This window comes from Shewanella sp. KJ2020 (assembly GCF_024197625.1).
In the GTDB taxonomy this organism is placed as follows: Bacteria; Pseudomonadota; Gammaproteobacteria; order Enterobacterales; family Shewanellaceae; genus Shewanella.
In genome coordinates this window covers 99,470-126,075 of record NZ_JAKUKD010000002.1, presented here as the reverse complement: position 1 = coordinate 126,075, position 26,606 = coordinate 99,470, and the positions used below count along the sequence as shown (strand labels likewise).

At 45.8% G+C, this 26,606-nt stretch carries 24 protein-coding genes; 8 read left to right on the top strand and 16 right to left on the bottom strand.

The annotated features are described in order from the left end of the window. Positions 1-31 precede the first annotated feature (31 nt). Entirely contained in the window at positions 32-2,548 is a 2,517-nt protein-coding gene (locus MJO46_RS00855) for an invasin domain 3-containing protein (protein WP_253987699.1), read from the bottom strand. 221 nt (positions 2,549-2,769) lie between these two features. Here MJO46_RS00855 and MJO46_RS00850 point away from each other — a divergent pair, with 221 nt between their 5' ends. The 4 genes from MJO46_RS00850 to MJO46_RS00835 all read left to right on the top strand — a co-directional run bounded on the left by MJO46_RS00850 (position 2,770) and on the right by MJO46_RS00835 (position 6,789). Continuing rightward, positions 2,770-4,092, top strand: a complete 1,323-nt coding sequence (locus MJO46_RS00850) for a dicarboxylate/amino acid:cation symporter (protein ID WP_253987698.1) — start codon at positions 2,770-2,772, stop codon at positions 4,090-4,092. A gap of 160 nt (positions 4,093-4,252) precedes the next feature. Beyond that, positions 4,253-4,612, top strand: a complete 360-nt coding sequence (locus tag MJO46_RS00845) for a hypothetical protein (protein ID WP_253987697.1) — start codon at positions 4,253-4,255, stop codon at positions 4,610-4,612. Between the two features lie 162 nt (positions 4,613-4,774). Continuing rightward, positions 4,775-5,449 (top strand): response regulator, encoded by a 675-nt coding sequence (locus MJO46_RS00840; protein ID WP_198780197.1) that lies wholly within the window; start codon positions 4,775-4,777, stop codon positions 5,447-5,449. After that, a complete protein-coding gene (locus MJO46_RS00835; RefSeq protein WP_253987696.1) occupies positions 5,440-6,789 on the top strand; it encodes a sensor histidine kinase in 1,350 nt (449 codons plus the stop codon). The genes MJO46_RS00840 and MJO46_RS00835 overlap by 10 nt, the downstream gene beginning before the upstream one ends. 14 nt (positions 6,790-6,803) lie before the next feature. Here MJO46_RS00835 and MJO46_RS00830 read toward each other — a convergent pair whose 3' ends face one another. After that, the gene (locus MJO46_RS00830; protein ID WP_253987695.1) at positions 6,804-7,499 is read right to left on the bottom strand and encodes a 2OG-Fe(II) oxygenase; all 696 of its coding nucleotides are present in this window, start codon (positions 7,497-7,499) and stop codon (positions 6,804-6,806) included. A gap of 115 nt (positions 7,500-7,614) precedes the next feature. Here MJO46_RS00830 and MJO46_RS00825 point away from each other — a divergent pair, with 115 nt between their 5' ends. Further along, entirely contained in the window at positions 7,615-8,877 is a 1,263-nt protein-coding gene (locus MJO46_RS00825) for an HD-GYP domain-containing protein (RefSeq protein ID WP_253987694.1), read from the top strand. Positions 8,878-8,956: 79 nt separating this feature from the next. Here MJO46_RS00825 and corA read toward each other — a convergent pair whose 3' ends face one another. The 4 genes from corA to cobB form a co-directional block, all read right to left on the bottom strand. Further along, positions 8,957-9,904 carry a magnesium/cobalt transporter CorA gene (gene corA, locus MJO46_RS00820; RefSeq protein ID WP_253987693.1) on the bottom strand — a complete coding sequence of 316 codons (948 nt, stop codon included), beginning with the start codon at positions 9,902-9,904 and terminating at the stop codon, positions 8,957-8,959. A gap of 125 nt (positions 9,905-10,029) precedes the next feature. Then, positions 10,030-10,392, bottom strand: coding sequence for a hypothetical protein (locus MJO46_RS00815; protein WP_253987692.1), 363 nt, complete (start codon positions 10,390-10,392; stop codon positions 10,030-10,032). 205 nt (positions 10,393-10,597) lie between these two features. Beyond that, positions 10,598-11,047 carry an ATP-binding protein gene (locus MJO46_RS00810; RefSeq protein WP_253987691.1) on the bottom strand — a complete coding sequence of 150 codons (450 nt, stop codon included), beginning with the start codon at positions 11,045-11,047 and terminating at the stop codon, positions 10,598-10,600. Beyond that, complete coding sequence (gene cobB, locus MJO46_RS00805) at positions 11,044-11,778, bottom strand: Sir2 family NAD+-dependent deacetylase (RefSeq protein WP_253987690.1); 735 nt, start codon at positions 11,776-11,778, stop codon at positions 11,044-11,046. The genes MJO46_RS00810 and cobB overlap by 4 nt, the downstream gene beginning before the upstream one ends. Positions 11,779-12,034: 256 nt before the next feature. Between cobB and fur the strand changes: the two genes are divergently transcribed. Then, entirely contained in the window at positions 12,035-12,466 is a 432-nt protein-coding gene (fur, locus tag MJO46_RS00800) for a ferric iron uptake transcriptional regulator (RefSeq protein WP_198780205.1), read from the top strand. A gap of 77 nt (positions 12,467-12,543) precedes the next feature. On the opposite strand, the gene MJO46_RS00795 is transcribed toward fur, so the two are convergent. The 10 genes from MJO46_RS00795 to sdhC form a co-directional block, all read right to left on the bottom strand. After that, entirely contained in the window at positions 12,544-13,044 is a 501-nt protein-coding gene (locus MJO46_RS00795) for a GNAT family N-acetyltransferase (RefSeq protein WP_253987689.1), read from the bottom strand. A 60-nt stretch (positions 13,045-13,104) separates the two neighbouring features. Continuing rightward, a complete protein-coding gene (gene rnk, locus MJO46_RS00790) occupies positions 13,105-13,512 on the bottom strand; it encodes a nucleoside diphosphate kinase regulator (RefSeq protein ID WP_253987688.1) in 408 nt (135 codons plus the stop codon). A 397-nt stretch (positions 13,513-13,909) separates the two neighbouring features. Beyond that, a complete protein-coding gene (sucD, locus tag MJO46_RS00785) occupies positions 13,910-14,782 on the bottom strand; it encodes a succinate--CoA ligase subunit alpha (protein WP_253987687.1) in 873 nt (290 codons plus the stop codon). Further along, a complete protein-coding gene (sucC, locus tag MJO46_RS00780) occupies positions 14,782-15,948 on the bottom strand; it encodes an ADP-forming succinate--CoA ligase subunit beta (RefSeq protein ID WP_198780209.1) in 1,167 nt (388 codons plus the stop codon). The genes sucD and sucC overlap by 1 nt, the downstream gene beginning before the upstream one ends. Positions 15,949-16,024: 76 nt before the next feature. After that, on the bottom strand, positions 16,025-17,227 hold the full coding sequence (gene odhB, locus MJO46_RS00775) for a 2-oxoglutarate dehydrogenase complex dihydrolipoyllysine-residue succinyltransferase (protein ID WP_253987686.1): 1,203 nt from the start codon (positions 17,225-17,227) through the stop codon (positions 16,025-16,027). Positions 17,228-17,258: 31 nt separating this feature from the next. Then, positions 17,259-20,090: a 2-oxoglutarate dehydrogenase E1 component gene (gene sucA / locus MJO46_RS00770; RefSeq protein WP_253987685.1), complete on the bottom strand. Its 2,832-nt coding sequence runs from the start codon at positions 20,088-20,090 to the stop codon at positions 17,259-17,261. A gap of 214 nt (positions 20,091-20,304) precedes the next feature. Next, positions 20,305-21,012 (bottom strand): succinate dehydrogenase iron-sulfur subunit, encoded by a 708-nt coding sequence (locus MJO46_RS00765; protein WP_198780212.1) that lies wholly within the window; start codon positions 21,010-21,012, stop codon positions 20,305-20,307. Between the two features lie 11 nt (positions 21,013-21,023). Then, positions 21,024-22,790 (bottom strand): succinate dehydrogenase flavoprotein subunit, encoded by a 1,767-nt coding sequence (gene sdhA / locus MJO46_RS00760; protein WP_253987684.1) that lies wholly within the window; start codon positions 22,788-22,790, stop codon positions 21,024-21,026. Further along, a complete protein-coding gene (sdhD, locus tag MJO46_RS00755; RefSeq protein WP_198780214.1) occupies positions 22,791-23,138 on the bottom strand; it encodes a succinate dehydrogenase, hydrophobic membrane anchor protein in 348 nt (115 codons plus the stop codon). Further along, entirely contained in the window at positions 23,132-23,527 is a 396-nt protein-coding gene (sdhC, locus tag MJO46_RS00750) for a succinate dehydrogenase, cytochrome b556 subunit (RefSeq protein ID WP_198780215.1), read from the bottom strand. Before sdhC ends, sdhD begins: the two co-directional genes overlap by 7 nt. A gap of 416 nt (positions 23,528-23,943) precedes the next feature. Between sdhC and MJO46_RS00745 the strand changes: the two genes are divergently transcribed. Together MJO46_RS00745 and MJO46_RS00740 are read left to right on the top strand one after the other, a co-directional pair. After that, positions 23,944-25,230 carry a citrate synthase gene (locus MJO46_RS00745; protein ID WP_253987683.1) on the top strand — a complete coding sequence of 429 codons (1,287 nt, stop codon included), beginning with the start codon at positions 23,944-23,946 and terminating at the stop codon, positions 25,228-25,230. A gap of 299 nt (positions 25,231-25,529) precedes the next feature. Beyond that, entirely contained in the window at positions 25,530-26,594 is a 1,065-nt protein-coding gene (locus MJO46_RS00740; protein WP_198780217.1) for an efflux RND transporter periplasmic adaptor subunit, read from the top strand. Positions 26,595-26,606: the final 12 nt, after the last annotated feature.

Below are 26,606 nucleotides of genomic sequence, written 5' to 3'. Positions count from 1 at the left end.
GCACCTTATTTTTTAGATATAAATACTTAGGCTATTTCACAACAATAGGTATATTTAAGACTTCAGAGGTCGTCCCTTCAAGCCCTACATCACTTAAACCAGGTGTAGTTACAGTCACGATTAAATTACCTGAATCAGCTTGTTCACCACCTTTTAAACTGACCACAAACTGTCTACCGCCATTGTAATTAGTACTCGGCCAAGTATAACTTGCAGAACTTGTGACAGTCGCCCCCGAGGCTTTGAAGTTCACAACCGTTCCTGCAGGCATCTGCTGATTATTGATATCAGCAATAGTAAACATCACTGAGGCCGTTCCTTTTAGGCCAATATCAATTTGCTGATTGCCCGCCACATTATCAACAATTGCGACATTTTCTATCCGTGTAGCAAAAGCTTCACTACTTGACATCACTAATACAAGTGAGCGGCGAACAGAAATCGATGCCTGCGGGCTACATTTCACACTAGAAACCGACGCATCACATAAAACACCGCTGTATTCTCCATCGGCTAAGTTAAATTCACCTTGTCCGGTTGGGTTGACGGGATCGATAAAATCAGTAAATGTTTCACGGGCACCGGAGGTATCATTGGACGCTCCACCTATATATTTAGGGGTGTAAATGCCATCTTCGTTATGATCAACATAGGCTTCGCTCAAATCATAACAATCACCACTATTATCGCGTCCACAGTTAGTGGTAGTACCGACAAATAAATTAAATTCACTTGCAGTGTCGAGAATATTATTACTATTTAAATCAGGGAATGACTCTTCACCGATAGCTGTTGCAGTTATAGTTACTCGACCACCGTAGGGTTGCCCAAAATAATTGCCATAATAGCTCCCACCAGCAAAATTGACTTCCTGCTTTAAAATCGCTACCGGATCTTGAATATAATTACCACTGCTATCAAAGAAGGGACCATTTCCATCAACACCTGCAGGACGGGGCTGCTGGCTTGTCCATACAACGGAACAGACTCCATTTTGTGTTTGACATGAGCTCTCGATCGAACCACCTTCAGCTGTAAATATAACGGCAGTACCATCGGGTACAGGGTTGTTAAAGGCATCGGCTAAACGAGCGGTAATAGTGACTTTAGCACCATCATAATTCCAGCCTTCGACGTTAAGGACTGAAGCAGAAAGTGAAAAACTGTCTTGATCTGGTTTACCTGTCGAAACGACCAGTACATTAGATTGACTTGAAATAAGTGGTTCGGTGCCATCGATACTCGCGGTAACCCTAACAGTCGTTGCAACTGTGCCTGAATTAACAACGGTCTGAACATAGCCTTGGCTATTAGAGGTAGCCGTCTGTGGAGTTAGCCCTAATCCTGCTGATTCATTATTTAACTTAAAACTCACGGCTCGATTAGCAACAGGGTTACCATTGGTATCTAACACCCTAAAGCGCAGAGTCGAAGATTCATCACTTCCAGTACCTTTAATGCCAATATTTTCAGGTGTAGCTTCAACGAAAACAATACTGCCAACACTTGCAGACAAGACTTTAATTGTTCCAGTCGCAGAAAGGTTTTTGCCGCCCACATCAGCAGTAACAGTAATATTGTCATCCCCCACACATCCCTTAGCAAGGTAAGTGCTGGTAGCTTGGCCACCCACAGCGGTTATCGGGCTGCTTAACACGGCTTCTGGAGTCGCCTTATTGGAACAGGTCGAAGCAAACTTAACATCTACAGGTTCAGTAAAGGGATTACCTTCACTATCTTGAAGTAATATAGAAACGGTTGCTGTTCCTCCCGCTGACAAAGTTGTAGCACTCACATCGGCTTTCCCCGACACAAACGGCGTACCACTTCCCATCAACACATTGGTCGCACCAACAACGAAGACTTGTTCACCAAACTCCCCCGTGTTGAGGGATGCTTTTGCAGTACCAGCACCCGGTGTACTACCTGCATATAAATTAACACTCGCTTTTCCATTCGCGTCGGTAATTGCCGTTTTAACTGGTAAATCACCAATTGTGGTATCAAAAGTCACGATAGCGGCTTTTGATAAACCCGTAATAGTTGCTGTTAAAATCCCAGGTGTGGTTGAGGTGATACTCTCGATGGCATTTCCAGCTGAGTCGGTTAACTTCAATGTGACTTGAGCACCACCACCCGCTTCCCCACCATCGCCAGCCATCACAAAGCCTATTTTACCGGATTCACCACTATCAATCGTTCCGGTAACAGTACCAGCCCCAGCAATGGTTGCGGTATTCAATATAATAGTAGCAACCCCTTTACTATCAGTTAATGCGGTTGCCACGGCAGGGAAAAAAGAACCCATTTCAGAATTATTCAAGCTAAAAGTAACTAACTCACCCTCCAAGGCACCAACTTTTGAATCAATCACTTTCGCCGTCACTGTTGCAGGCGTTTCCGCTGAAATATTGGTATTAGAAATACCCATAGTGACAGTAATGGGTGTCGTTCCTGAATCGTCCTCTCCTATACTGCCTCCACCACCACACGCGACTAAGAAAAGTGAACATAATCCTGCAAGAAAAACCTTATACGCTGACTTCATTGTCAGGCTCCCTGTTACTCAGATGATAATACTAAGATTGACGCTTATAACTTATAGGCTAACATTACACAATTTTCACGTAACTTTTCCATAACTCTCTTATTTTATTTCGCATAATATCCACTTAGTTTAGTATCGGTTCTCATTTCAACTTGCGCATTTTCTTGCTAGGCTTATTGGCGCCAAAAATTAGAATGTATAAAAAACACACAGGAACCCCCATGGCAACCTCGTTAAATAATAAACTCGGTCTCACCAGTAAAATCCTGCTTGGTATGGCAGCAGGCATTATATTTGGACTTTTGCTCCGTAATTTTTTCCCCGAAAGCACTTTTGTTGAAGACTATATTACCAATGGCTTTTTACATGTTATTGGCACCATTTTTATCTCAAGCTTAAAAATGTTGGTCGTACCTTTGGTCTTTATTTCGTTGGTATGCGGGACATGCTCCCTCAGTGAACCATCAAAGTTGGGCCGCCTAGGTGGCAAAACATTGGCTTTTTATTTATTTACCACGGCGATTGCGTTAGTACTTGCGATTATTGCCGCAGTCATAGTGCATCCAGGTAATGCCTCTTTGGCCTCAGAGAAAATGCATTACGTGGCTAAGGATGCACCGGGTCTGGCAGATGTGTTAATTAGCATAGTGCCAACCAACCCAATGCAGGCCATGAGCGAAGGCAACATGCTGCAAATCATTATCTTTGCAGTGATTTTTGGTTTTGCCATTGCCCATATTGGTGAACGCGGAAAACGTATTGCCGTATTGTTTGAAGATTTGAATGAAGTCATTATGCGCGTGGTGACCCTTATCATGCAGCTAGCACCCTATGGTGTGTTTGCCTTGATGGGAAAATTGGCATTAACGTTAGGCTTAGAAACCTTCGGCAGTGTGGTTCAATACTTTTTTGTCGTGCTGGTTGTATTGCTTATTCATGCATTTATTGTTTATCCGATCTTACTCAAACTATTTTCAGGCTTAAATCCGCTGATTTTTATCCGCAAAATGCGTGATGTGCAGCTATTTGCCTTTTCGACTGCCAGTTCAAATGCCACTCTGCCCATTACTATCGAGGCTTCGGAGCATAGACTGGGGGTCGATAATAAAATTGCTTCCTTCACCCTTCCCTTAGGTGCAACCATCAACATGGATGGCACCGCCATTATGCAGGGGGTCGCCACGGTATTTATCGCACAGGTCTTTGGCATAGAGCTCACCATTACCGACTATGCTGCGATTATTGTTACCGCAACACTGGCATCCATTGGTACGGCTGGTGTCCCCGGTGTTGGTTTAATTATGCTCGCTATGGTGCTAAATCAAGTGGGTTTACCCGTTGAGGGCATTGCCTTAATCATAGGTGTTGACCGTTTACTCGATATGGTACGCACCGCAGTGAATGTCACTGGAGATTGTGTGGCGACCGTTGTGATCGCTAAATCCGAGGGTGAATTTAACGAAGCCGTGTACAACAATACCCAGGCCGGGAAAGTAGCCCGCAGCTTTGATGAGCAAATCCATCAAATGGATAATAAAGCCTAATACAATGAGTTAAGCCTAAAAACGCCCAGCCTTTGCTGGGCGTTTATCTTAGTGACGAACTTAATAGTGATGTTTAAATCTGTGAACATGCCAATAGAATGTAACTTTATTTTTCGCTACATTAGCACACTAGATATTGTTCCAAAGATGAGGAGAGACTATGTGGTGGAGAACAATATGGATAATCGCAGCATATTGGCTATTGAGCGCCCACTTTTTACGTTATGACCAAGTGTATTTGACCGGCATATTCGCATTAGCGCCCTTTTGTATCTTGCTCAAACACAGCCTCGTTATGCGATTACTTCAAGTTGTGCTATTTGTCTGTATATTCGCCGTTTGGGGCGTAACCACAGTAGAAACCATTCAAATGCGTATTGCCCAAGAAGTACCTTGGATAAGATTGGCTGCCATTATGGGGGGCGTGATGCTCTTTACTTTAGGCTCCTTATTGTGTGGAAATGGGATATTACGCTTAAGAATGCAAAACGCCCGTTGGCGTTCATCGCCTATTCGCTAAGATGATAAATGCCTTTTAAGACAAGAAATTAGTTTTTATTTTAATCACTGGATAAGCTTGGTCAGCAAAGGTTAAGTTCATCTAGAATATGATAAGACAATATTTGGTCCTCTCGGATAATTTGCGTAAACTGGACCTAATCGACTTAGAGGCATGAGCACTATGAGAATTTTGGTAGTTGAAGATGATCTTATTTTATCCCACCATCTGAAAGTACAATTAAGCGATTTAGGCAATCAAGTACAAGTCGCCCTTACGGCCAAAGAAGGTTTTTACCAAGCGACAAATTATCCTATCGATGTCGCCATTGTGGATCTAGGTTTGCCCGATCAAGACGGCATTAGTCTTATCCAGCAGCTTCGCGACGAGGGGCTTAAAGCGCCGATCCTCATCTTAACTGCCCGTGTCAATTGGCAAGATAAAGTGGAAGGCCTGAATGCAGGCGCCGACGACTACTTAGTAAAACCTTTTCAAAAAGAAGAGCTTGTCGCCAGACTCGATGCCTTGGTCAGACGAAGCGCGGGCTTTGTTAAACCTGTGATTACCAGCGGTGAGCTCAAGCTCGATCTCGCCGCTAAACAAGTGACTCTGGGTGAAGAAATAATGGAAGTCACCGCCTTCGAGTACCTAATTCTCGAGTACTTAATGCGCCATTGTCACGAAGTTGTCGCCAAACAACGACTGCTCGATGTGATTTATGGTGATAAAGAAGGCGATCCTAATACCATAGAAGTCATGGTCAGTCGTCTTCGCAAAAAACTCACCCGCGATGGGATAGATACCCCCATAGTCACCATTCGTGGCCAAGGATATAAGTTCAATCTGCCATGCAACTAAAATTAAAATTTAAGAAACGCCTGCTCACGCGGATGTTTCTCACCTCACTATCGATTATCACCTTAGTGGGGTTCGGTCTCGCGTGGATGGTCAACATTCTGCATGCGCAAAATAGTTACAATGAAGAAACCGCCCAGCTGATAGCAGAAATCCCCCAAGTCGCCGCTGAATTACGGGAACACGATCTGATCCCCGATACTAGCGCATGGCTTGAGGAGAATAACAAACAAGAACGTTATGTGATTGCGAGTTGCGATGAAAAATTCAAACAGGTATGGACATCCTCCCTCGCCGTTGATCGCGGTTTATTTGATACCTGCGAGCGCTTTAATGAAATACGCTATGATTCGCCCCCCTATTACTTAACCTTAGCCGATGACAGGGGCTACTTTGTCTACTTACTCGCGGTAGAAATCGCGGGAGTACATTACAACCTGCTAGTGATGAAAGATGCCGCCAAACTCGAACAGGAATACAGTAAATTCAGTAAGCGCACCTATATTCGCTTAGCCATGGTACTGGCGCTCGCGTTGATACTGCTGGTCAGTGCGGCTTATTGGGGAATGCGCCCACTGGTTAGGATGCAAAATGAGCTGCAATCGATTAACCAGGGCAAGAGTAAGTCACTCTCTGACGGTTATCCCGTGGAACTCGAAGGCGTAACACAGGCACTCAACCAAATGTTGCAACAATCCTGTGCCCAGCAGCAACGCTATCAAAATGCCATGAATGACCTTGCCCATAGCCTTAAGACACGCCTTGCGGCAGTCCATGCGATAACCGACGATACCAGTTTAAATAAGCAATCTGCCAATGAGAAAATTATGGAGCAGATAAGCCAAATGGATCAATTAGTTAAGTATCAACTCAAACGCGCTATGTTAGGTCGCCAAGGGTTAAAGCAGGAACATACCGCTATTGCGCCCCTAGTGGATCAATTAGCTCAAATGTTATTTAAAATTTACCGCGACAAAAAAGTGCAATTTAGCGCAAAAATACCCGCTAGCTTGTTGTTCCCTGGTAATAAAGGCGATCTGATGGAACTGTGCGGCAACTTAATGGAAAATGCCTTTCGCCTCTGTATCAGCCAAGTACAAGTGACTGCTCAATTTAATGAACAGGGGGAATTTGAATTAATCGTTGAGGATGATGGTCCCGGTGTCGAAGAGAGCCTACGACAAAAAATCATTCAGCGAGGGGTCCGCGCCGACACTCAATCCCCAGGCCAGGGCATTGGCTTAGCGGTATGTGATGAAATCGTCAACAGCTACGGCGGCAGTCTCAGCATTGAAGAAAGCCACTTAGAAGGGGCGCGTTTTAGAATAAAAATCCCCGTCTAAGCCGCGTCACTTAGTTAACCATATACCGCGTATAACTGCTCTGCGCGGTTAAACATCACCCAAGAAGTCGCTATGTATTTATCATTACTTTTGGGCATATTGCCACGGTGGGAATGGGTAAAACCGGCCGGGGCAATCACCATAGTGCCTTTCTTCGGTGAGATTTTACGCTGCTGATAGTAAAACTCAGTTTCGCCGCCCTCTTCCACATCGTTCAAATAAAACATATAAAGCACCACACGGTGCAGCGCTTCATTATGGCCGTTTTGCGGAAATTGCTCCGAATGCCAGTGGGGGTAACCACCTTTATTACGCTGATATTTTTGAATATTGATACTGCCACTGCGGTATAAATACTTTACTAAGGCTTCGGCCCTGGGCTGACCAAGACGTTCAAAATTACTGGGGGTTAAGGTGACGGCTTGTCCTTGTTCATCACTCACAGAGACAGATACCGCGCCCATTAACGCCATCGCATATTGAGTAAAATAATCTACCGTCCCTTTTAGGGTGTAGCTTAACAGCTCATTCTTTAGGGGCTGTAGATCGGCAAAGTTATCTAAGGTTAAATCTCGGCTGACTTTTTTTTCAGGATCGACACCATTTCCCGTTTGTCCATCGACAACACCGGCATGTTGATCAAATGCTAAAATGAGACGGTTACACAGGTCATCTGGCAACGCATTAGGGTATACTTCAATAAAGTCCATACATACTCAATGGTGTGGCTATTGCTACTCTTACTATGCTGACATGTTAGTTAAGTAATTGTAAAGCTGCGGCATTGATATAAAATAACGCGATTGCCTCCACGATAACAAATATATGAAAAAAAGCTGTAAAGTTTCAGTTCACCAATTGCAGGTCGGCAACTTTGTACGTTTGCCCGTGGCTTGGAAGGATCATCCCTTTTTATTCAGTAGTTTTCATATAAAACAAGCTGCACAAATCGAGTTAATCAAAAGCTTAGGTATAGAACATGTGATTGTCGATCTTGAGCGCAGTGAAGCGGCCCCGCTGAATGCCGATGCCATTAATCCCATCACACAGCCGCCAAACCCTGAAATCAATGTGCTTAAAAACGACATGGATCTCTACAAGGCCGAGCAGATTGAAGTGCAAAAAAAGTTGCGCCGCGATATCCACAAAACCGAGCAGAACTTTACCCGCTCTGTGGCTATGATGCGCAGCCTTATCTCAAAGCTGCACAATCGTCCCTTGAATGCGGTGGACGATGCTAAGGTCTTAGTCCACAGCATGGTTGAGCAGCTGTTGACCTCAGATAACCTAGTGCTGCACTTAATGAGTGATGCCAAGCAGGATGAAAGCATTTATTACCACTCGTTAAACGTCGCCATTCTTTCCATGCTCATTGCCAAGGAAATGGAATGGGAACGCAGTGAGATTGAAGCAATAGGCTTAAGCGCCTTGTTCCATGATGTGGGTAAGTTAAAAGTTCCCCCACAAATCCTGAAAAAATCTACTCCTTGGTCGGCGCCAGAGCTGAATTTTATCAAGCAACATCCACTGCTCGGCATTGAGCTACTCAAACTGGCGGATAACTTCCCCCAGGCGGCCTTACCCGCAATCGCTAACCACCATGAGTTCCTCGATGGCAGTGGTTATCCTAAGGGATTAAAGGAAGATGCGTTGGATAAATTGTCGCAGCTTTTGGCCGTTGTAAACGAATATGACTCCCTCTGTTATCCCAGCCAACAGGGCAAGGCTCGTATGCCTTATACTGCCTTAGGATATTTGTACAAACAGTATAAAACCAAGTTGAATCAGGAATATATAGGTAAGATGATCAAGATGCTGGGCATCTATCCCCCCGGCAGTGTGGTAGAACTGTCGAGCGGACAATATGCCATGGTGATGTCGGTTAACTTACAGAAATTGCTCAGCCCTAAAATCCTTGTATATGATGCGCTGGTGCCTAAGGATCAGGCTCCGATAGTCGATCTCGAAATAGAAGGCATCAGTATTGTGCGCTGTCTTCCGCCGGCGGCCCTCCCGGAGAAAGTACACGAATACCTCAATCCCCGAGAGCGTGTCAGCTATTATTTTGGCGGCGATAGTCGCAAATAAATCGCCAATGAAGCCAATGAAAAAGCCGGAGAGACTCCGGCTTTTTGCTAATACTTTGCGATTAAATCAAATTGGCCGATTACAGCCAATGCTTACGCTTAAAGAAAAAGTAAGTCCCCGCCGCACTAGCTAACATCATCAAGATCGCCATGGGGTAGCCATATTGCCAATCTAATTCAGGCATTCCATGGAAGTTCATCCCGTAACTGCTGGCGATAAGCGTTGGCGGCAGAAACACCACGGCCGCGACCGAGAAGATTTTAATGATCTTATTCTGCTGTAGCCCACTGAAACCCATAGCAGCGTCCAGCAAGAAGTTTAACTTATCGAAGATAAACTGGCTGTGTGGCATTAAGGATTCGATATCCGACAACATTTCCCGTAGATCTTTAAGGTGCTCATCGGATAATTGCCCACGGTAATAACGCTGCATATAACGCAGTGAACGCTGGGTATCGAGCAAACTCAAACGAATTTTACCGTTAGAGTCTTCTTGCAGCGTGATCAGCTTAAACACATCATCAAGCTCTTCGCTGTCGAAAACCTGTTCACCGACATTTTCAAGCACGGTATAAACATCTTCAATTAAGTCGGAGAGATAATCCACTTTAAGGTTAAACAGTTCGAGAAACAATTCCTGCGGCGTCGACACTTCGAGTCGACCTAAGCGCAAATAGTTACGCAGCAGACGGATAAGCCCGACATCTTCTTCGCGTATGGTCAGTAAAAAATTAGCCCGCAGGTTAAAGGAGACGTTAACGCCACGCACATCTTGACCGACGCGCTGGGGGAACAAGGAATTGATATGTAGGCCGTCGCTGTTTTGATAGAAACGCGCCGAGGCCTCAATCTCGTTGATATCTTCTTCGTCTGGGACTTCTTCAACGGAAAAGTGACTTAACCATTCTCGCTCTGCATCATCAGGTTTATAAAGATCTAACCAAATGGTCGACGTCGGAATACTGTCTTGAATGTTGATTTCGGTCACAGTGAGGCGACGGTTTTCGTAGACATAAGCAGTAATCATTTGTCCTCCTGAAAAAAACTTAAGCAAAAAGTCCACTTAAGTGCAGGCTAAAAAATTGTCGCTAGTTTACCGCATAAGTTGGTAATGAAAAGGCAGGAGAGATAAATTCATCAAATAAATCTGCCTTAGTCTTCGAGGATCTCCAGCCGCTCCGCATTGGAAAAGCGAATATGCACTCCCTCAACCGTGACCATCTTAGTTTCTGAGATATCGCCTTTACGTGCATGATAAACGCCAAAATTCCCGCCGGATGGCGACACTATCGTCACAGTCACCACTTTATGCTGATCGCGCCAGTACCACACACTGTAGCCTAAAAGACAAAGCCCCAGCAGCAAAAATGCCCCACTCATACCATAGCGGCGCCATAAGCCCGGTGACATAGATGTATTTGGCACTGACACTTGGACCGCGCTGGGCTTACGTTTAGCGAGCAGTAAAATCACCATAATGATCACGCCAAGCGTGAGCAACAGTTTCGTTAACAAGATACACTCCAGAGGAACCGACTCGCCGTATTATAATCGACAAATCAATGGGAAACTGTCATTAAGATCAAGCTTATGCAACTCTTGCTTTACGCATTTGCCTTAGACTTATGCTTAACACATTTCGCTTATACTTAGCGCATTTGACTTAGGCCTTGATCGTTGAAAACAGAAGATAACGCCACAAGATGACAAACAAAGGAAATTAAAAAGCCTCAAACAGCGTTGCCATACGTTGTATCTGACTCAAAGGCACTTGATGCCGATTACGCTCCGCACACAGTTTTTGATGATTTAGGTTTAATGGATCGCCCACCAACACAATACGTACTTGGTAACCAAGCGCTTTGGCCGCCGCCTCATAGGCCATATACTCCCAATGACAGAGGTTAGTATTGTCGCAAATCACTATGGGTTCTTCTAAGGCTAGCGCTTGGATAAATGCGGTCAGGTTTCGTTGATGATATTCGGACAGTTTTTTCGCATCGAATCGGTATTCATCTCCTTGGTAAAAGAAATAATCCGTGGAAAAAATCCCCTGCCTGCGAAGGCGAAACCCCACATCCACAGGCAAAGCACCTACATACTCTTCGACCCAATGGGATTTCCCGCTGCCAGGTAACCCCCGCATGATAATGGCGAGTTTTTGGCTCATAACGCCGCCAAATCACTGCCAATAACATGCCCGGCTAAGATGGTATCGACCAATTTAGGTACTAACTCTCCCGCCCTACCCGTTAAATGATATTGGAATTGGCTGTGCCTATCGGGGACGAGTAAGTTCACTTCGACCGTTTGCGCACCGTGGTGATTAGCCGAATCGACAAAGCCCGCCGCGGGATAAACCGTGCCAGAAGTGCCAATCGCGATAAATAAATCACAGTTATCGAGCGCCTCGTGAATTCTATCCATACCTAAGGGCATTTCCCCGAACCATACAACATGGGGGCGTAATCTTTGGGCAGGAATGCAGCAAGTGCAACAGTTATCAGGACCAAAAGGTTCACGCAGGATAAACGTTTGCCGAGAACGGGGGCAGCGCCCCTTAGATAACTCCCCATGCATATGCAATAGCCGCCGAGATCCCGCTCGCTCGTGCAAATTGTCAATATTTTGAGTGACGATCAATAGTTGTCCAGGAAACTCGGCTTCCAGCCTAGCTAACGCCAAGTGGGCGGCATTAGGCATCACACTGCCGCAGTGCAATTGCTCCCACCGGCTATTATAAAACCGCTCAACTAAGTCTACATCCCGCTCATAACCTTCAGGTGTGGCGACATCTTCAATATGATGCTCTTCCCACAGACCATCTTGATCGCGAAAGGTACGTAATCCCGACTCGGCGGAGATCCCTGCGCCAGTTAACACCACAATATGCTGGTACATACCGATTCCTTTAGTTTTAATTATGATGTCTATTGTCACGGACTTTTGCGGCCGTGAACATTATTCCTTGGTATAACCATACAAAAACTATGCTTGAATTGCCGCAAATTATTGCAATTTCGCGTTAAGTGACACAATTTATCCGCATATAGGCGCAGAAAGCTAGAACAAAGGTTTAAGTTTTCAATTTGAGCCCCTATAATGGCTAACACTATCCACGGATGAACCTATTGGTTCTGCAATCAAGAGATTAGCAATGACAGATGGAAATCAAGCGCTAAAAAAAGCCGGTTTGAAAATCACCCTGCCACGAGTCAAGATCCTAGAACTGATGCAAGGACCTGAAAACCAACATATCAGTGCAGAAGACTTATATAAGAAACTGCTCGATTTGGGGGAAGAAATTGGCCTAGCGACAGTTTACCGTGTATTAAACCAATTTGATGATGCAGGTATTGTCAGTCGCCACCATTTTGAAAGTGGTAAAGCCGTTTTTGAACTCTCGACTCAGCATCACCACGACCACTTAGTCTGCCTATCTTGCGGTAAAGTGATTGAGTTTTCGGATGAAGTTATCGAACGTCGCCAAGACGAAATCGCCATGAAGCACAATATTAAGCTTACTAACCACAGCTTATATTTGTATGGCCATTGCACTAATGATAGCTGCGATCATAACGACGAATAACGAGCGTTCGTTAAAGCAAGCAGTGCCGATAACAAAAAACCAGCCGAGGCTGGTTTTTTAGTTTACGATGCTGTCACCTACGCTAGAACCTTAGCGTAAATATTAATCCTGTGCCCCATAAACTCATTTTGCTCACGCCAGTGCATTCCAACGCGTTTCGCCACACCTTCAGAGCCCAAGTTTCCCTCTAAGATCAATGCAATCGCTTTATCAATCCCGAATTGCGGAAACTTCCCTAGAGCCGCCTGAGCCGCTTCGCTGCCAATTCCCATTCCCCAATATTCAGGGAAATATCGGTATCCCAACTCGACTTCATTAAACTCAGGGATAAACTTGGGGCCACAGAAGCCAATCACTTTCTTATCGGCTTTGTGCTCTACCGCCCAACGGCCAAATCCCCGTTGCAGATAATCCTCAAGGATCACATTGTGAAATAATACTTCTGCCTGCTCTCGGTCCGTAAAAGGATCTGTCGGAATGTATTTCAACATCGCAGCATTACTGTTCATCAAATACAAGGCGTCAATATCTTGCGCTGTAAATGGCCGAATAATTAAACGCTCGGTTTGGGTGATCATCTTTGCTCCATTAAGATTTAGCTAAATACTTCACTGGGAACGGGCCGTACACTGAGTCGGTTAGCGGTGAAAATCGCCGCTACGCTCTGGCTGATAAACGATATCTTCGATACGAACCTTGACCATAGTTCCACCGGGGCCCGGCCATTCAATTTCATCACCTTGGGATAAACCCAGCAAAGCACTTCCCACTGGAGCGAGGATTGAAATAGTCCCCTCGCCATTGGCATCCTTGGGATACACTAACCGTAGACAGAAGGTATCGCTACTGGATGAAACGCTGAATTTCACTTGTGAGTTCATAGTCACTACATTGGCAGGCATCTGCGCTGCGGGGACGATATCGGCTCTGTCTAATTCAGCCTCTAATGCCGCTTTCCCTGGGAATGCATTGGCTGGCAGTGACTCTAGTAATCGCTCTAGTCTTTCTAAATCGATTTCCGAAATAATGATTTTAGGTGTTTTCACAGTTTTTCCCTCATAAAAATAAATGTTTACCCCACGACACCAGCAAACATCGGCCTCGTTGCTTACCCTCCCCCAATGCGATAAGCCCCATAATACAAATACGCTCACAGCCCTAGGCTGTAACCGTGATATAAATTTGAATTCAAGATATTTTGCAGAAGCAGCACTGAGACCATAAGCACTTAGCCCATGGTTAATGGCTCTACTCAAATTATCCTCGCCAATGGCACAGACGAGCGTTTAGTAGAGAACCATCAATCTAACCCGTAGAAGAAAAAATATCTAGCCTTCATGGTGTTAGCTCAGTCCCATTCCTATAACTTAATGGTTTTCAGGGCTTAAATGACGCCCAATAAAAAAGGCGCCCTAGGCGCCTTTTTGTGTGTTAACGGTTAAATTACCAACCCGTTTTAGCACGTAGCGCTTTGCCGATATCCGCTAACGAGCGGACAGTAGTCACACCCGCCGCTTCTAAAGCAGCAAACTTGTCAGCAGCTGTACCTTTACCGCCTGCGATAATCGCGCCAGCATGGCCCATACGCTTACCAGCAGGAGCAGTAACACCAGCAATGTAAGAAACAACAGGTTTAGTCACATGAGCTTTGATATAAGCCGCAGCTTCTTCTTCAGCAGTACCACCGATTTCACCGATCATTACGATGGCTTCTGTCTGTGGATCGTTTTGGAACATTTCCAATACGTCGATGAAGTTAGTACCAGGAATTGGGTCACCACCAATACCTACGCAAGTAGATTGGCCGAAACCTTCATCAGTGGTTTGCTTAACCGCTTCATAGGTCAGCGTACCTGAACGAGAAACGATACCCACTTTACCTTTTAAGTGGATGTGGCCTGGCATGATACCAATCTTACATTCACCTGGGGTGATAACACCTGGGCAGTTAGGACCGATCATGCGAACGCCAGTTTCTTCCAGCTTCACTTTCACTTCTAGCATATCCAGTGTTGGAATACCTTCAGTGATACACACGATAAGCTCAATGCCACCATCGATAGCTTCGAGGATGGCATCTTTACAGAAAGGTGCAGGAACATAGATAACAGAAGCTGTTGCGCCAGTTGCTGCAACTGCGTCTTTCACAGTGTTAAACACTGGCAGACCTAAGTGCTCAGTGCCGCCTTTACCAGGAGATACACCACCGACCATTTGCGTACCGTAATCGATAGCTTGCTGTGAGTGGAATGTACCTTGACCACCGGTAAAACCTTGGCAAATTACCTTGGTATCTTTATTGATTAAGACAGACATTATTTGCCCTCCGCAGCTTTAACTACTTGCTCAGCCGCATCAGTCAGACTGGTAGCTGCAATGATATCAAGACCAGATTTTGCCAGAACTTCACGGCCTAATTCAGCGTTAGTACCTTCTAAACGCACCACAACTGGAACCTTAACGCCCACTTCTTTAACGGCACCAATGATACCTTCTGCGATCATGTCACAACGTACGATACCGCCGAAGATGTTAACCAGAACCGCTTTCACATTGCTGTCAGACAGAATGATTTTGAACGCTTCAGCAACACGTTCTTTGGTCGCGCCGCCACCTACGTCTAGGAAGTTCGCTGGCTTGCCACCGTGCAAGTTGACGATATCCATAGTACCCATAGCAAGACCAGCACCGTTCACCATACAGCCAACGTTACCATCTAATGCCACGTAGTTCAGTTCGAACATTGCAGCGTGGGCTTCACGGGCGTCATCCTGTGATGGATCGTGCATTGCTTTAACTTTTGGCTGACGGAACAGTGCGTTACCATCGATACCAATTTTACCGTCTAGGCAGTGCAGGTTACCTTCAGTGGTGATAACCAGTGGGTTGATTTCGAGTAAGGCGAAATCATGATCAACGAACATAGTCGCCAGACCCATGAAAATCTTAGTGAACTGTTTCATTTGCGTTGGATTCAAACCCAGTTTGAAGCCAAGATCACGGGCTTGATATGGCTGTGGGCCAGTCAACGGATCGATAATCGCTTTGTGAATGAGTTCTGGCGTTTCTTCTGCCACTTTCTCAATCTCAACACCGCCTTCAGTTGACGCCATAAACACGACGCGGCGTGTGCTACGGTCAACGACTGCGCCTAAGTACAGCTCGTTAGCGATGTCGGTGCAGCTTTCTACTAAAATCTTAGCAACTGGCTGGCCTTTCTCATCCGTTTGATAAGTCACCAGATTTTTGCCTAACCAGTGTTCGGCAAAGGCTCTGATTTCTTCTTTATCGCCAGTGACTTTAACGCCACCCGCTTTACCGCGGCCGCCAGCGTGCACTTGGCACTTAACAACCCATAAATTTCCGCCAATACGGCCTGCCGCTTCTACAGCTTCTTGGGCTGTATCACATGCAAAACCTTCTGACACTGGTAAACCATATTCGGCAAATAGGGATTTTGCCTGATACTCATGCAAATTCATGATGATCTATCCGTATACTTCTAATCAAATCCAACTGGCCCTTAGGGCCAGTCACGAGGGTATGTCTGGCTTTTTCTTATAGATCGAGCAGCAGACGTGTTGGGTCTTCTAGGAAGTCTTTAATCGCAACCAAGAAACCAACAGACTCACGGCCATCGACAATACGATGGTCATATGAGAGTGCTAGGTACATCATGGGCAGAATTTCAACCTGACCATTGACTGCCATTGGGCGATCTTTAATGGCATGCATGCCTAAAATCGCGCTTTGTGGCAGGTTAAGAATCGGGGTAGACATCAGTGAACCGAAAACGCCACCGTTAGTCACGGTGAAGTTACCGCCGGTCATATCGGCAACCGTCAGTTTGCCATCACGGCCTTTGATGGCCAGATCGCGCACGGCTTTTTCGATTTCAGCGAGGCTCATGGTATCAGTATCACGTAGCACAGGTGTTACCAGACCACGTGGTGTAGAAACCGCAATGCTCACATCGAAATAGTTGTGATAAACGATATCATCACCGTCGATTGATGCGTTCACTTCTGGGAAGCGTTTCAGCGCTTCGGTCACGGCTTTCACATAGAAAGACATGAAACCTAAACGGATACCGTGGCGCTTTTCAAAGATATCTTGGTACTGCTTACGGATATCCATGATGGGCTTCATGTTCACTTCGTTAAACGTTGTGAGCATAGCGGTAGAGTTTTTCGCTTCTAATAGACGATTCGCGATTGTCTTACGCAGGCGAGTCATAGGCACACGCTTCTCGCTACGGCCCGCAGCAAGAGGTGCAACTACAGGCGCAGTAGCTACCGCAGCCGCCTTTGGCGCCCCTTTTGATGCAGAGCTAACATAGGCTTCAACATCTTCTTTAGTGATACGACCACCCACACCCGTGCCTTTCACTTTGCTGGCATCCACATTGTGCTCTGCCAGTAAACGACGAACTGAAGGGCTTAAAGCATCGTTGCTTTCTTCGCTTGTGGCAACGGGCGCTGCCGCTTCGGCTTGGGCTTTAGTCACTTCTTGACCAGAAACCGCACCCGCGATGAATCTTGCAATCACTTGTTCACCCAGAACGGTGTCGCCCTCTTGGAACAGAAACTCACCGATGTGGCCATCTTCCGGCGCAACCACTTCAAGAACCACTTTATCGGTTTCAATATCAACCAGATTTTGATCACGAGAAACCTGCTCGCCTACTTTCACATGCCAAGTGGCAATCGTGGCATCGGCAACAGATTCTGGTAGTACGGGTACCTTGATTTCGATACTCATGAAAAACTATCCTTTTATAAAATGTCTATTACTACAGTGTGGTTGTGAGTTTTAAGGCACTGTTTACTAAAGATTCTTGCTGATGTGCGTGCAGTTCTGGATAACCACATGCAGGTGCAGCCGAGGCTTCACGACCCGCGTAGGTTAACTGTGCACCAACAGGAATCGCCGCCCAGAAGTGATGTTGGCTAGAATACCAAGCACCTTGGTTTTGCGGCTCTTCCTGACACCAAACGAAATCTTTCACATGTTGGAAATCCGCCAAAGCAACGACCATTTCATCGTGTGGGAACGGATATAACTGTTCGACACGAATAAGCGCTACATTAGTGATATTTTCTTTACGACGTTTTTCCAATAGCTCAAAGTAAACTTTGCCACTACAGAAGACGACTCTATCAACCTTGCTCGCTTCCAAGGTGTCGATTTCACCGATCACGTTTTGGAAACTACCATTGGCTAATTCTTCCATGCTTGAAACCGCTAATGGATGACGTAGCAATGACTTAGGTGACATTACCACCAAAGGACGGCGCATTGGGCGCACCACTTGGCGACGCAGCATATGGTAAACCTGTGCCGGTGTTGAAGGCACACACACTTGCATATTATGGTTAGCACACATCTGCAAGAAACGCTCTAAACGGGCGCTTGAATGCTCAGGACCCTGACCTTCATAACCATGGGGTAACAGCATAGTCAGACCACATAAACGGCCCCACTTCTGCTCACCCGATGACAGGAATTGGTCAATAACCACTTGGGCACAGTTGGCAAAGTCGCCAAACTGCGCTTCCCAAATCGTTAAACCACCGGGTTCTGCCGTCGCATAACCGTATTCAAATGCCAGCACTGAAGCTTCTGATAATACTGAGTCAGTAATATCAATTGGGCCTTGCTCATCGGCAATGTTGCGCAGTGGTAAATAGGTGGTCGCATCGTTTTGATTATGCAGTACAGCATGGCGATGGAAGAATGTACCACGGCCAGAATCTTGCCCTGTGATGCGAATACGCTTGTTGTCTTCCAGAATCGAGGCATAGGCCAAGGTTTCTGCAAAGCCCCAGTCGAGTAACTTCTCGCCTTTGGCCATAGCAACACGGTCACTGTAAATTTTGGCAACACGGGATTGTAATGAATGGCTTTCAGGCACATAGCTGAGTTTATCGGCTAGCTTCTGTAAACGCTCGATAGGCATTGACGCTTGATAGGCTTCATCCCATTCACGACCAATATGAGGTGTCCAGTCAACGGAATGGAGTGTCATTGGACGCCATTCTTTCACTACGCAATCACCTTGATCTAAGGCATCGCGGTAGTTGTTGATCATACCTGTCACTTCATCGGCAGCGATAGTGTTCTCTGCGATCAGCTTATCAGCATAGATTTTACGCGGCGTTGGGTGTTTTTTGATCTTGGCATACATCAAAGGCTGAGTTGCACTTGGCTCGTCGGCCTCGTTGTGACCATGGCGACGGTAGCAGACTAAGTCGATGACCACATCACGTTTAAATTCGTTGCGATAATCAACGGCCAGTTGTGACACAAAGGCCACAGCTTCAGGATCGTCGGAGTTAACGTGGAAAATCGGCGCCTGAACCATCTTAGCGATATCGGTACAGTATTCAGTCGAACGCACATCCTGGTGATTAGAAGTGGTAAAGCCCACTTGGTTATTCACTACGATGCGAATGCTGCCGCCCACTTTAAAGCCACGGGTTTGAGACATGTTAAATGTCTCTTGCACTATCCCTTGACCGGTAATCGCAGAATCACCATGGATAGTGATTGGCATCACCTGTAGGCCATCTTTACAACCACGACGGTCTTGGCGCGCACGTACAGAACCCATCACCACAGGGTTCACGATTTCAAGGTGCGACGGGTTAAAGGCCAGTGCTAAATGCACATTGCCGCCCGGCGTTTCAAAATCAGAGGAGAAACCTTGGTGGTACTTAACGTCACCCGAACCATGGGTATCGGCGTGCTTACCCGCGAATTCATCGAACAACTCAGCGGGACGCTTACCTAAGACGTTAATCAAGACGTTTAAGCGACCACGGTGCGCCATACCGACGACGATTTCTTTGGTTCCGACTTCGCCTGCACGGTAAATAATTTCGCGCATCATAGGCACTAGCGCATCACCGCCTTCTAAGGAGAAGCGTTTTGCTCCTGGGAATTTAGCGCCTAGGTATTTCTCGATGCCTTCGGCGGCGTTTAAGCCTTCAAGAATACGGGTCTTAACATTTTTATCGTAATTAGCTTTACCTAAGGACGGTTCGAGACGTTGTTGGATCCAACGCTTCTCATCGGTATCGGTAATGTGCATGTATTCGGCACCGATAGAACCACAGTAAGTGGCTTTCAATGCCTTGACTAGATCCGCCAGCTTCATGGTTTCGCCGCCATGGGCGAAAGAACCTGTATTGAACTCGCGCTCCATGTCTTCTTTAGTCAAACCATGGAAGGCAGGGTCTAAATCGGCGACAGGTTCACGTTTCCACAGTTCGAGGGGATCAAGGTTAGCACCTTGGTGACCACGAAAACGATGGGCATTGATCAGCTGCAGGACTTTAACTTGCTTAGCATCCATTTCAGGATCGGTCACACGAGCCGAGCTCTTATGACGTCCTTCAAGGGCTAAACTGCGGAAATAATCACGTACTTTTGAGTGAGCAGCTTCAGGCGCATCTTTAGAGGCACCGTTCACCGGAGGGAGATTATCAAATACCGCACGCCAATCGTCAGAGACTGACTGTGGGTCTTCTTGATAGGCTTCATACATCTCTTCTACGTAGGTCGAATTTGCACCACTTAAGTGAGATGATTCGAGCCAGGCTTTCATGATGCCTTGGTGCATTTCTATTCCTTTCAAACTTTATACACGTGCTTAGCCATAGTATTGAATATGCGATCAGGTGCGATGAGCATCGACGCATAATTTCTGCCGCCCCTAGATGTCCAGATATACGGCGCGTTGTCTTCCATTACATACGCAAAAGAGTCACCTTCTGCTACCAGAAAGTGACTCTTCAAGAGCTATATTATTATTGGTTTCAGCTCGGGTTCTCGCATTACACAGCTCGCTTAAGCAGCATAGACTTAATATGACCAATTGCTTTAGTCGGATTAAGTCCTTTTGGACAGACGTCAACGCAGTTCATGATGCCATGGCAACGGAACACACTGTAGGCGTCGTCCAGCTCAGATAAACGTTCTTCTGTTGCTGTATCACGACTGTCGATCAAGAAACGGTAGGCGTGGAGCAAACCGCTAGGACCGATAAATTTATCAGGATTCCACCAGAATGATGGGCAAGCCGTAGAACAACAAGCACACATGATACATTCGTACAGACCATCTAAGTGCGCACGCTCTTCAGGTGACTGTAAGTGTTCACGGGCTGGCATCTTCTCATCATTGATGAGATAAGGCTTGATCTTCTCGTATTGCTTGTAGAATTGAGTTAAATCAACCACTAAATCACGTACCACTGGCATACCTGGCAGCGGACGGATTTCCAATTTCTTACCTTTAAAGGTTGAGATTGGCGTAATACAAGCTAAACCGTTTTTACCATTCATATTCACGCCGTCGCTACCACACACGCCTTCACGGCATGAACGACGAAACGCTAAGGTTGGATCTTGCTCTTTTAACTTGATCAGTGCATCGAGCACCATCATGTCTGAGCCTTCAGCCACTTCTAAGCTGTAATCCTGCATGTATGGCTTAGTATCTACATCAGGATTGTAGCGATAAACTGCAAATTCCAATTTCATCTTTGCCACTCCTAGTAGGTACGTTTCTTCGGCGGGAATGCTTCACGTAACTTAGGCGCCATATTTACAGCACGACGGTCCATGGTCTCAGTCACAGGGTCAAATAAGCTGTGGCATAACCAGTTTTCATCATCACGCTCTAAATAATCTTCACGTGAGTGAGCGCCGCGGCTCTCAGTACGGAAGTTAGCGGCATAAGCGGTCGCAATCGCCGTTGCCATTAAGTTATCTAACTCTAAACATTCAATACGTTGAGTATTGAATTCACGAGAGTTATCAGACAACTTAGCATTTTCTAAACGCTTACGGATAGCTTTCAACTGCTCTAAACCTTCGGCCATAGCATCGCCACGACGGAATACAGAGAAGTTTAATTGCATGCAAAGTTGTAAATCCTTACGGATTTGCGTTGGGTCTTCACCGTCTTTGTTGTTTTCCCAACGGTTCAGACGTGCAAGTGACGCTTGAATATCCGCATCGGTCGCATCTTTAGGATCGGCAGTCTCATCGAGCGCCTTACCTAAATGTTGACCCGCTGCACGACCAAATACCACTAAGTCAAGCAATGAGTTACCGCCTAAACGGTTAGCACCGTGTACAGATACACAGGCAATTTCACCTACCGCGAATAAACCGATAACATCCTGCTCACTACCATCTTCGTTCTTGCGAATCACTTGACCGCTGACCTTAGTGGGTAGACCGCCCATCATATAATGACAGGTTGGTAATACAGGGATTGGGCCATCGGCCGGATCGATATGGGCAAAGGTACGAGACAATTCACACACGCCTGGTAAACGCGCTTCTAAGGTCTCTTTACCTAAATGGTCGAGTTTCAATAAACAGTGTGGGCCTAATGGACCGTCTAAACCACGACCTTCGCGGATTTCAGTCATCATAGAACGTGCTACTACGTCGCGTGATGCTAAATCCTTCGCGTTAGGGGCATAACGCTCCATAAAACGCTCGCCGTCTTTGTTCAGCAGATAACCGCCTTCACCACGACAACCTTCAGTCACAAGTACACCCGCACCGGCGATGCCCGTTGGGTGGAATTGCCACATTTCCATATCCTGCATTTGCACGCCAGCACGCATTGCCATACCAACACCGTCACCGGTATTGATATGTGCGTTTGTCGTAGACGCGTAAATACGCCCTGCACCGCCTGTCGCAAGAACAGTCGCCTTGGCTTTGAAATAAACGATTTCACCGGTTTCAATTTCAATCGCAGTACAACCTACGATGGCGCCATCGGCATTTTTAACCAAATCTAACGCATACCACTCAGAGAAGACTTGTGTCTTGTGCTTCACGTTTTGTTGGTATAAACAGTGCAATAAAGCATGACCGGTACGGTCGGCAGCAGCCGCAGTACGAGCCGCTTGCTCACCGCCAAAGTTTTTAGATTGGCCACCGAAAGGACGTTGATAAATCTTGCCATTTTCGAAACGAGAAAAGGGTAAACCCATGTGCTCAAGTTCGATAATGGCTTCTGGACCGGTTTGACACATAAATTCGATAGCGTCTTGGTCACCGATAAAATCGGAACCTTTTACGGTATCGTACATATGTTGTTCCCAATGGTCCTCATGGGCGTTACCTAACGCAACGGTGATACCACCCTGCGCAGACACAGTATGAGAACGGGTTGGGAATACTTTTGATAAAAGCGCACAGCTCTTACCTTCTTTGGAGATCTGCAGTGCTGCGCGCATACCCGCACCACCGGCACCGATCACCACAGCATCAAATTCGCGTACTGGAATACTCACTTAGACACCCCACACAATAACAATGCCGGCCGCTAAATAACAAAATACGGTAACGACAAAGGTGAACTGTAAAACACCACGTAACGACGTGCACTTGACGTAATCTGTCAGCACTTGCCATACACCAATCCAGGCGTGGATAAGCAATGCCACCAGCGCAAGCAGTGTAAACACTTTCATAGGCAGAGCACTAAATAGGCCATGCCAAACGTCGTAGGTGAGAGGGGAACTACATGCAATAAAGCCAACCAAGAAAATGGTGTAACAGGCGAGGATCACTGCACTAGCGCGTAGTAGAATAAAGTCATGAACACCACTGCGTCCAAAACTTGCTGCATTGGTTACCATACCCACATCCCCGCTAAAATTGAAAAGGCTACCGTTAATACAAAAACAGCTTTCGCTGATGCGGTACCCGAAGCCAACTCTTCCCAACGACCGGTATCCATGACTAAATGGCGTAGGCCACCGAATAAATGGAAGGTCAATGCAGTTAAAATGCCCCATATAATGAACTTCACAACGAAGTTATCGAATAGAGATTGCACGCCAGCAAAACTTTCAGCGGAGGCTAAAGATGAATTTAGCAACCAAATAAGAATGCCAACAGCAAACAGCATGATGACGCCGGATACACGGTGAAGAATTGACACAATCGCTGTTGCAGGAAAGCGAATGGTCTGCAGATCTAAATGGACAGGTCTTTGCTTTTTCACGTTCTGCTCACTCAGCTCCATTGAGCATTTTTTTTGTTATGTGAACCGCTTTTGTACAAACTTTAAACTGAGAGGTAAATCACGGCAAAAGTAAACACAAAAGCAAAGTTTAAACAAACAGTTAACTATCTGAGCACGCTCTTATTTAACATGTAAACTAAGGGTACTTTATAATCGTTGTTTGCGGCCCTTATTGGGCGGAGGCAAGTATACTCGCGGCAAATGTCAAATACAAACATCACAGAATGCAAATTATGTTTTTTTGACGACTTTTTGGCGTAAGTGCCAGTTGCAGCAAGGAAAGTAAAGCGTTTTATACCATGGTCTAACAAATTTAAACGCTTATTTAAATTGAAATGTGATCTAGAATAGCTGTAAAGTAATGGCGGTTTGACATGCCGCACTCACAGATAAAAATGAAGTAAGGAGAACGGGGTATGGCTGATTTAAAAGCCAAATTAGAATTACCAGGGAACGACTCGATAGAATTGCCAGTAAAGCAGGGAACCGCTGGTTTTGACGTAATCGACATCAGTAAACTTGGCAGCAAAGGTTACTTTACTTTTGATCCAGGTTTTCTCGCGACAGCCTCCTGTGAATCTGCAATTACCTACATCGATGGCGATCAAGGTATATTGTTACACCGTGGCTATCCAATTGAGCAACTCGCCGTTGACTCCGATTACCTAGACCTGTGTTATTTGCTGCTTTACGGTGAACTGCCGACGTCAGAGCAATATGCTGAGTTTGTACATACAGTCAAAAACCACACTATGGTCCATGAGCAAATAGCCTTCTTCTTTAGAGGCTTCCGTCGTGACGCTCATCCTATGGCGATGTTATGTGGTGTGACGGGTGCATTGTCTGCATTTTATCAAGACTCACTCGATGTCAACGATCCGCATCACCGCGAAATCGCCGCTTATCGCCTAGTCTCCAAAATGCCAACGATTGCCGCTATGTGCTACAAGTATTCCTCAGGCCAGCCATTCGTTTATCCACGCAATGACTTAAGCTATGCGGGCAACTTCTTAAGCATGATGTTTGCTGTGCCATGTGAAGAGTACAAAGTTAACCCAACCGTTGAACGTGCGATGGACAGGATCTTCATTTTACATGCGGATCATGAGCAAAACGCATCAACCTCAACCGTGCGTTTAGCAGGTTCTTCAGGCGCGAATCCATTCGCCTGTATCGCTGCGGGTATTGCTTCTTTATGGGGCCCTGCACACGGCGGCGCAAACGAAGCTTGCTTACAAATGTTGGAAGAAATCGGTTCTGTAGACCGTATTCCTGAATTCATTGAACGCGCGAAAGACAAGAATGATCCATTCCGTCTGATGGGCTTTGGACACCGTGTTTACAAAAACTTTGACCCACGAGCCAAAGTAATGCGTGAAACCTGTCACGAAGTGCTGAAGGAACTCAAGGTCAAAGATCCACTATTGGATGTGGCCATGGAACTTGAGCGTATTGCCCTTGAAGATGAATATTTCATTTCTAAGAAGCTCTATCCAAACGTTGACTTCTACTCTGGCATCATCATGAAAGCCATTGGTATTCCAACCAGTATGTTCACTGTGCTATTCGCACTGGCGCGTACTGTGGGTTGGATTGCACATTGGAAAGAAATGTTGGATCAACCAGGACACAAAATCAGCCGTCCACGTCAGCTATACACTGGCGAAACTGCACGGGATTTTGTTAAGCAAGACAAACGCTAAGACGACAGTCTTAAGCATTAAAAAGCGCCCCAGGGCGCTTTTTTTATTCCACTACACTCCCCAAAAGTACCTCTCCATTCACTAAAAATACCTTGTTGCAATTGCCCACTTGAGTAATTTCCCTTAACCATATTTAGTTATTCTCATCACTTTTTACACTTTTTAGCTACATTTAGTTAATTTGCCTACTGAATAAAAGCATAAACTTAGGTTAAAATATTGAAATAAATCATCTTTTAATATTGGCACAGTTTCTGCTATCAAGTGGCATCACAATAAAGACAACAGGTAACACTCTTATGGAAAAGTCAAAAATGGTTAAATTCGCTCTACCACTACTCATGATTTCAATGCTGGCGGCCTGTGGTGAGGAAGAAGTGGCTAAAAAAGAAGAAAAATATGCCATTCCCGTAGAGACGACAACGGTAGTGCAAGGCAATGTGTCTTCTTTCTATAGCACCACTGCCACCTTAGAAGCGCCCCAAGAGGCCAATGTCGTTAGCCGCATTTCCGGGTTGATTGAATCTATTGCCGTTGAAGAAGGTGATCGCGTTCAGAAGGGTCAAGTGCTTGCCGTTATTGATTCAAAAAGGCAACAGTACGATCTCAATCGCTCGGAAGCCGAAGTTAAAATTATTGAGCAGGAACTGAATCGTTTAAAAAAGATGAACAATAAAGAGTTTATCAGCGCAGATTCGATGGCTAAGCTTGAATATAACCTGCAAGCCGCCATCGCGAAAAAAGATCTGGCTGAACTGCAAGTCAAAGAAAGTCGAGTGGTCTCCCCCATCGATGGCATTATCGCCAAACGCTATGTTAAAGCGGGTAATATGGCGCAAGAATTCAGCGATTTGTTTTACATAGTCAACCAAGATGAACTCCACGGCATAGTCCACCTACCAGAGCAACAACTTACAAGCCTAAAATTAGGCCAAGAAGCTCAGGTCTTTAACAACCAACAAAGTAAAAATGCTATCCATGCCAAAGTACTGCGCATAAGCCCCATTGTGGACCCTCAAAGTGGTACCTTTAAAGTCACATTAGCCGTACCCAATCAAGATGCACGCCTAAAAGCTGGCATGTTTACCCGTGTAGAGCTCAAATACGATACCCACGAAAATGTGATCACTGTTCCCTACAGTGCCCTTATCAACCAAGATAACAGACAAGCTTTATATGTGATTGATGGTACGAATGCCAATCGACGTGAAGTCCAAATTGGCTACCGTGAGGGCGATTCGGTTGAGATTGTTTCCGGTATTAACCCCGGTGAACAAGTGGTGACCCGTGGCCAACAAAACTTGAAAGACCAATCCTTAGTCGAAGTGATCACTCCACTCGATCTCGCCTCAGCTAAGAACTGATAGGAGCCTTTC

Excerpts from the sequence above, each read along its gene's own strand:
- sucD (WP_253987687.1), bottom strand. The coding sequence starts at position 14,782 with ATGTCTGTCTTAATCAATAAAGATACCAAGGTAATTTGCCAAGGTTTT.
- sdhD (WP_198780214.1), bottom strand. The coding sequence starts at position 23,138 with ATGGTAACCAATGCAGCAAGTTTTGGACGCAGTGGTGTTCATGACTTT.
- sucC (WP_198780209.1), bottom strand. The coding sequence starts at position 15,948 with ATGAATTTGCATGAGTATCAGGCAAAATCCCTATTTGCCGAATATGGT.
- sucA (WP_253987685.1), bottom strand. The coding sequence starts at position 20,090 with ATGCACCAAGGCATCATGAAAGCCTGGCTCGAATCATCTCACTTAAGT.
- MJO46_RS00745 (WP_253987683.1), top strand. The coding sequence starts at position 23,944 with ATGGCTGATTTAAAAGCCAAATTAGAATTACCAGGGAACGACTCGATA.
- MJO46_RS00850 (WP_253987698.1), top strand. The coding sequence starts at position 2,770 with ATGGCAACCTCGTTAAATAATAAACTCGGTCTCACCAGTAAAATCCTG.
- corA (WP_253987693.1), bottom strand. The coding sequence starts at position 9,904 with ATGATTACTGCTTATGTCTACGAAAACCGTCGCCTCACTGTGACCGAA.
- MJO46_RS00795 (WP_253987689.1), bottom strand. The coding sequence starts at position 13,044 with ATGATCACCCAAACCGAGCGTTTAATTATTCGGCCATTTACAGCGCAA.
- MJO46_RS00765 (WP_198780212.1), bottom strand. The coding sequence starts at position 21,012 with ATGAAATTGGAATTTGCAGTTTATCGCTACAATCCTGATGTAGATACT.
- MJO46_RS00840 (WP_198780197.1), top strand. The coding sequence starts at position 4,775 with ATGAGAATTTTGGTAGTTGAAGATGATCTTATTTTATCCCACCATCTG.
- MJO46_RS00855 (WP_253987699.1), bottom strand. The coding sequence starts at position 2,548 with ATGAAGTCAGCGTATAAGGTTTTTCTTGCAGGATTATGTTCACTTTTC.
- MJO46_RS00845 (WP_253987697.1), top strand. The coding sequence starts at position 4,253 with ATGTGGTGGAGAACAATATGGATAATCGCAGCATATTGGCTATTGAGC.
- MJO46_RS00825 (WP_253987694.1), top strand. The coding sequence starts at position 7,615 with ATGAAAAAAAGCTGTAAAGTTTCAGTTCACCAATTGCAGGTCGGCAAC.
- odhB (WP_253987686.1), bottom strand. The coding sequence starts at position 17,227 with ATGAGTATCGAAATCAAGGTACCCGTACTACCAGAATCTGTTGCCGAT.
- MJO46_RS00810 (WP_253987691.1), bottom strand. The coding sequence starts at position 11,047 with ATGAGCCAAAAACTCGCCATTATCATGCGGGGGTTACCTGGCAGCGGG.
- fur (WP_198780205.1), top strand. The coding sequence starts at position 12,035 with ATGACAGATGGAAATCAAGCGCTAAAAAAAGCCGGTTTGAAAATCACC.
- cobB (WP_253987690.1), bottom strand. The coding sequence starts at position 11,778 with ATGTACCAGCATATTGTGGTGTTAACTGGCGCAGGGATCTCCGCCGAG.
- MJO46_RS00740 (WP_198780217.1), top strand. The coding sequence starts at position 25,530 with ATGGAAAAGTCAAAAATGGTTAAATTCGCTCTACCACTACTCATGATT.
- sdhC (WP_198780215.1), bottom strand. The coding sequence starts at position 23,527 with ATGGAGCTGAGTGAGCAGAACGTGAAAAAGCAAAGACCTGTCCATTTA.
- MJO46_RS00835 (WP_253987696.1), top strand. The coding sequence starts at position 5,440 with ATGCAACTAAAATTAAAATTTAAGAAACGCCTGCTCACGCGGATGTTT.
- MJO46_RS00830 (WP_253987695.1), bottom strand. The coding sequence starts at position 7,499 with ATGGACTTTATTGAAGTATACCCTAATGCGTTGCCAGATGACCTGTGT.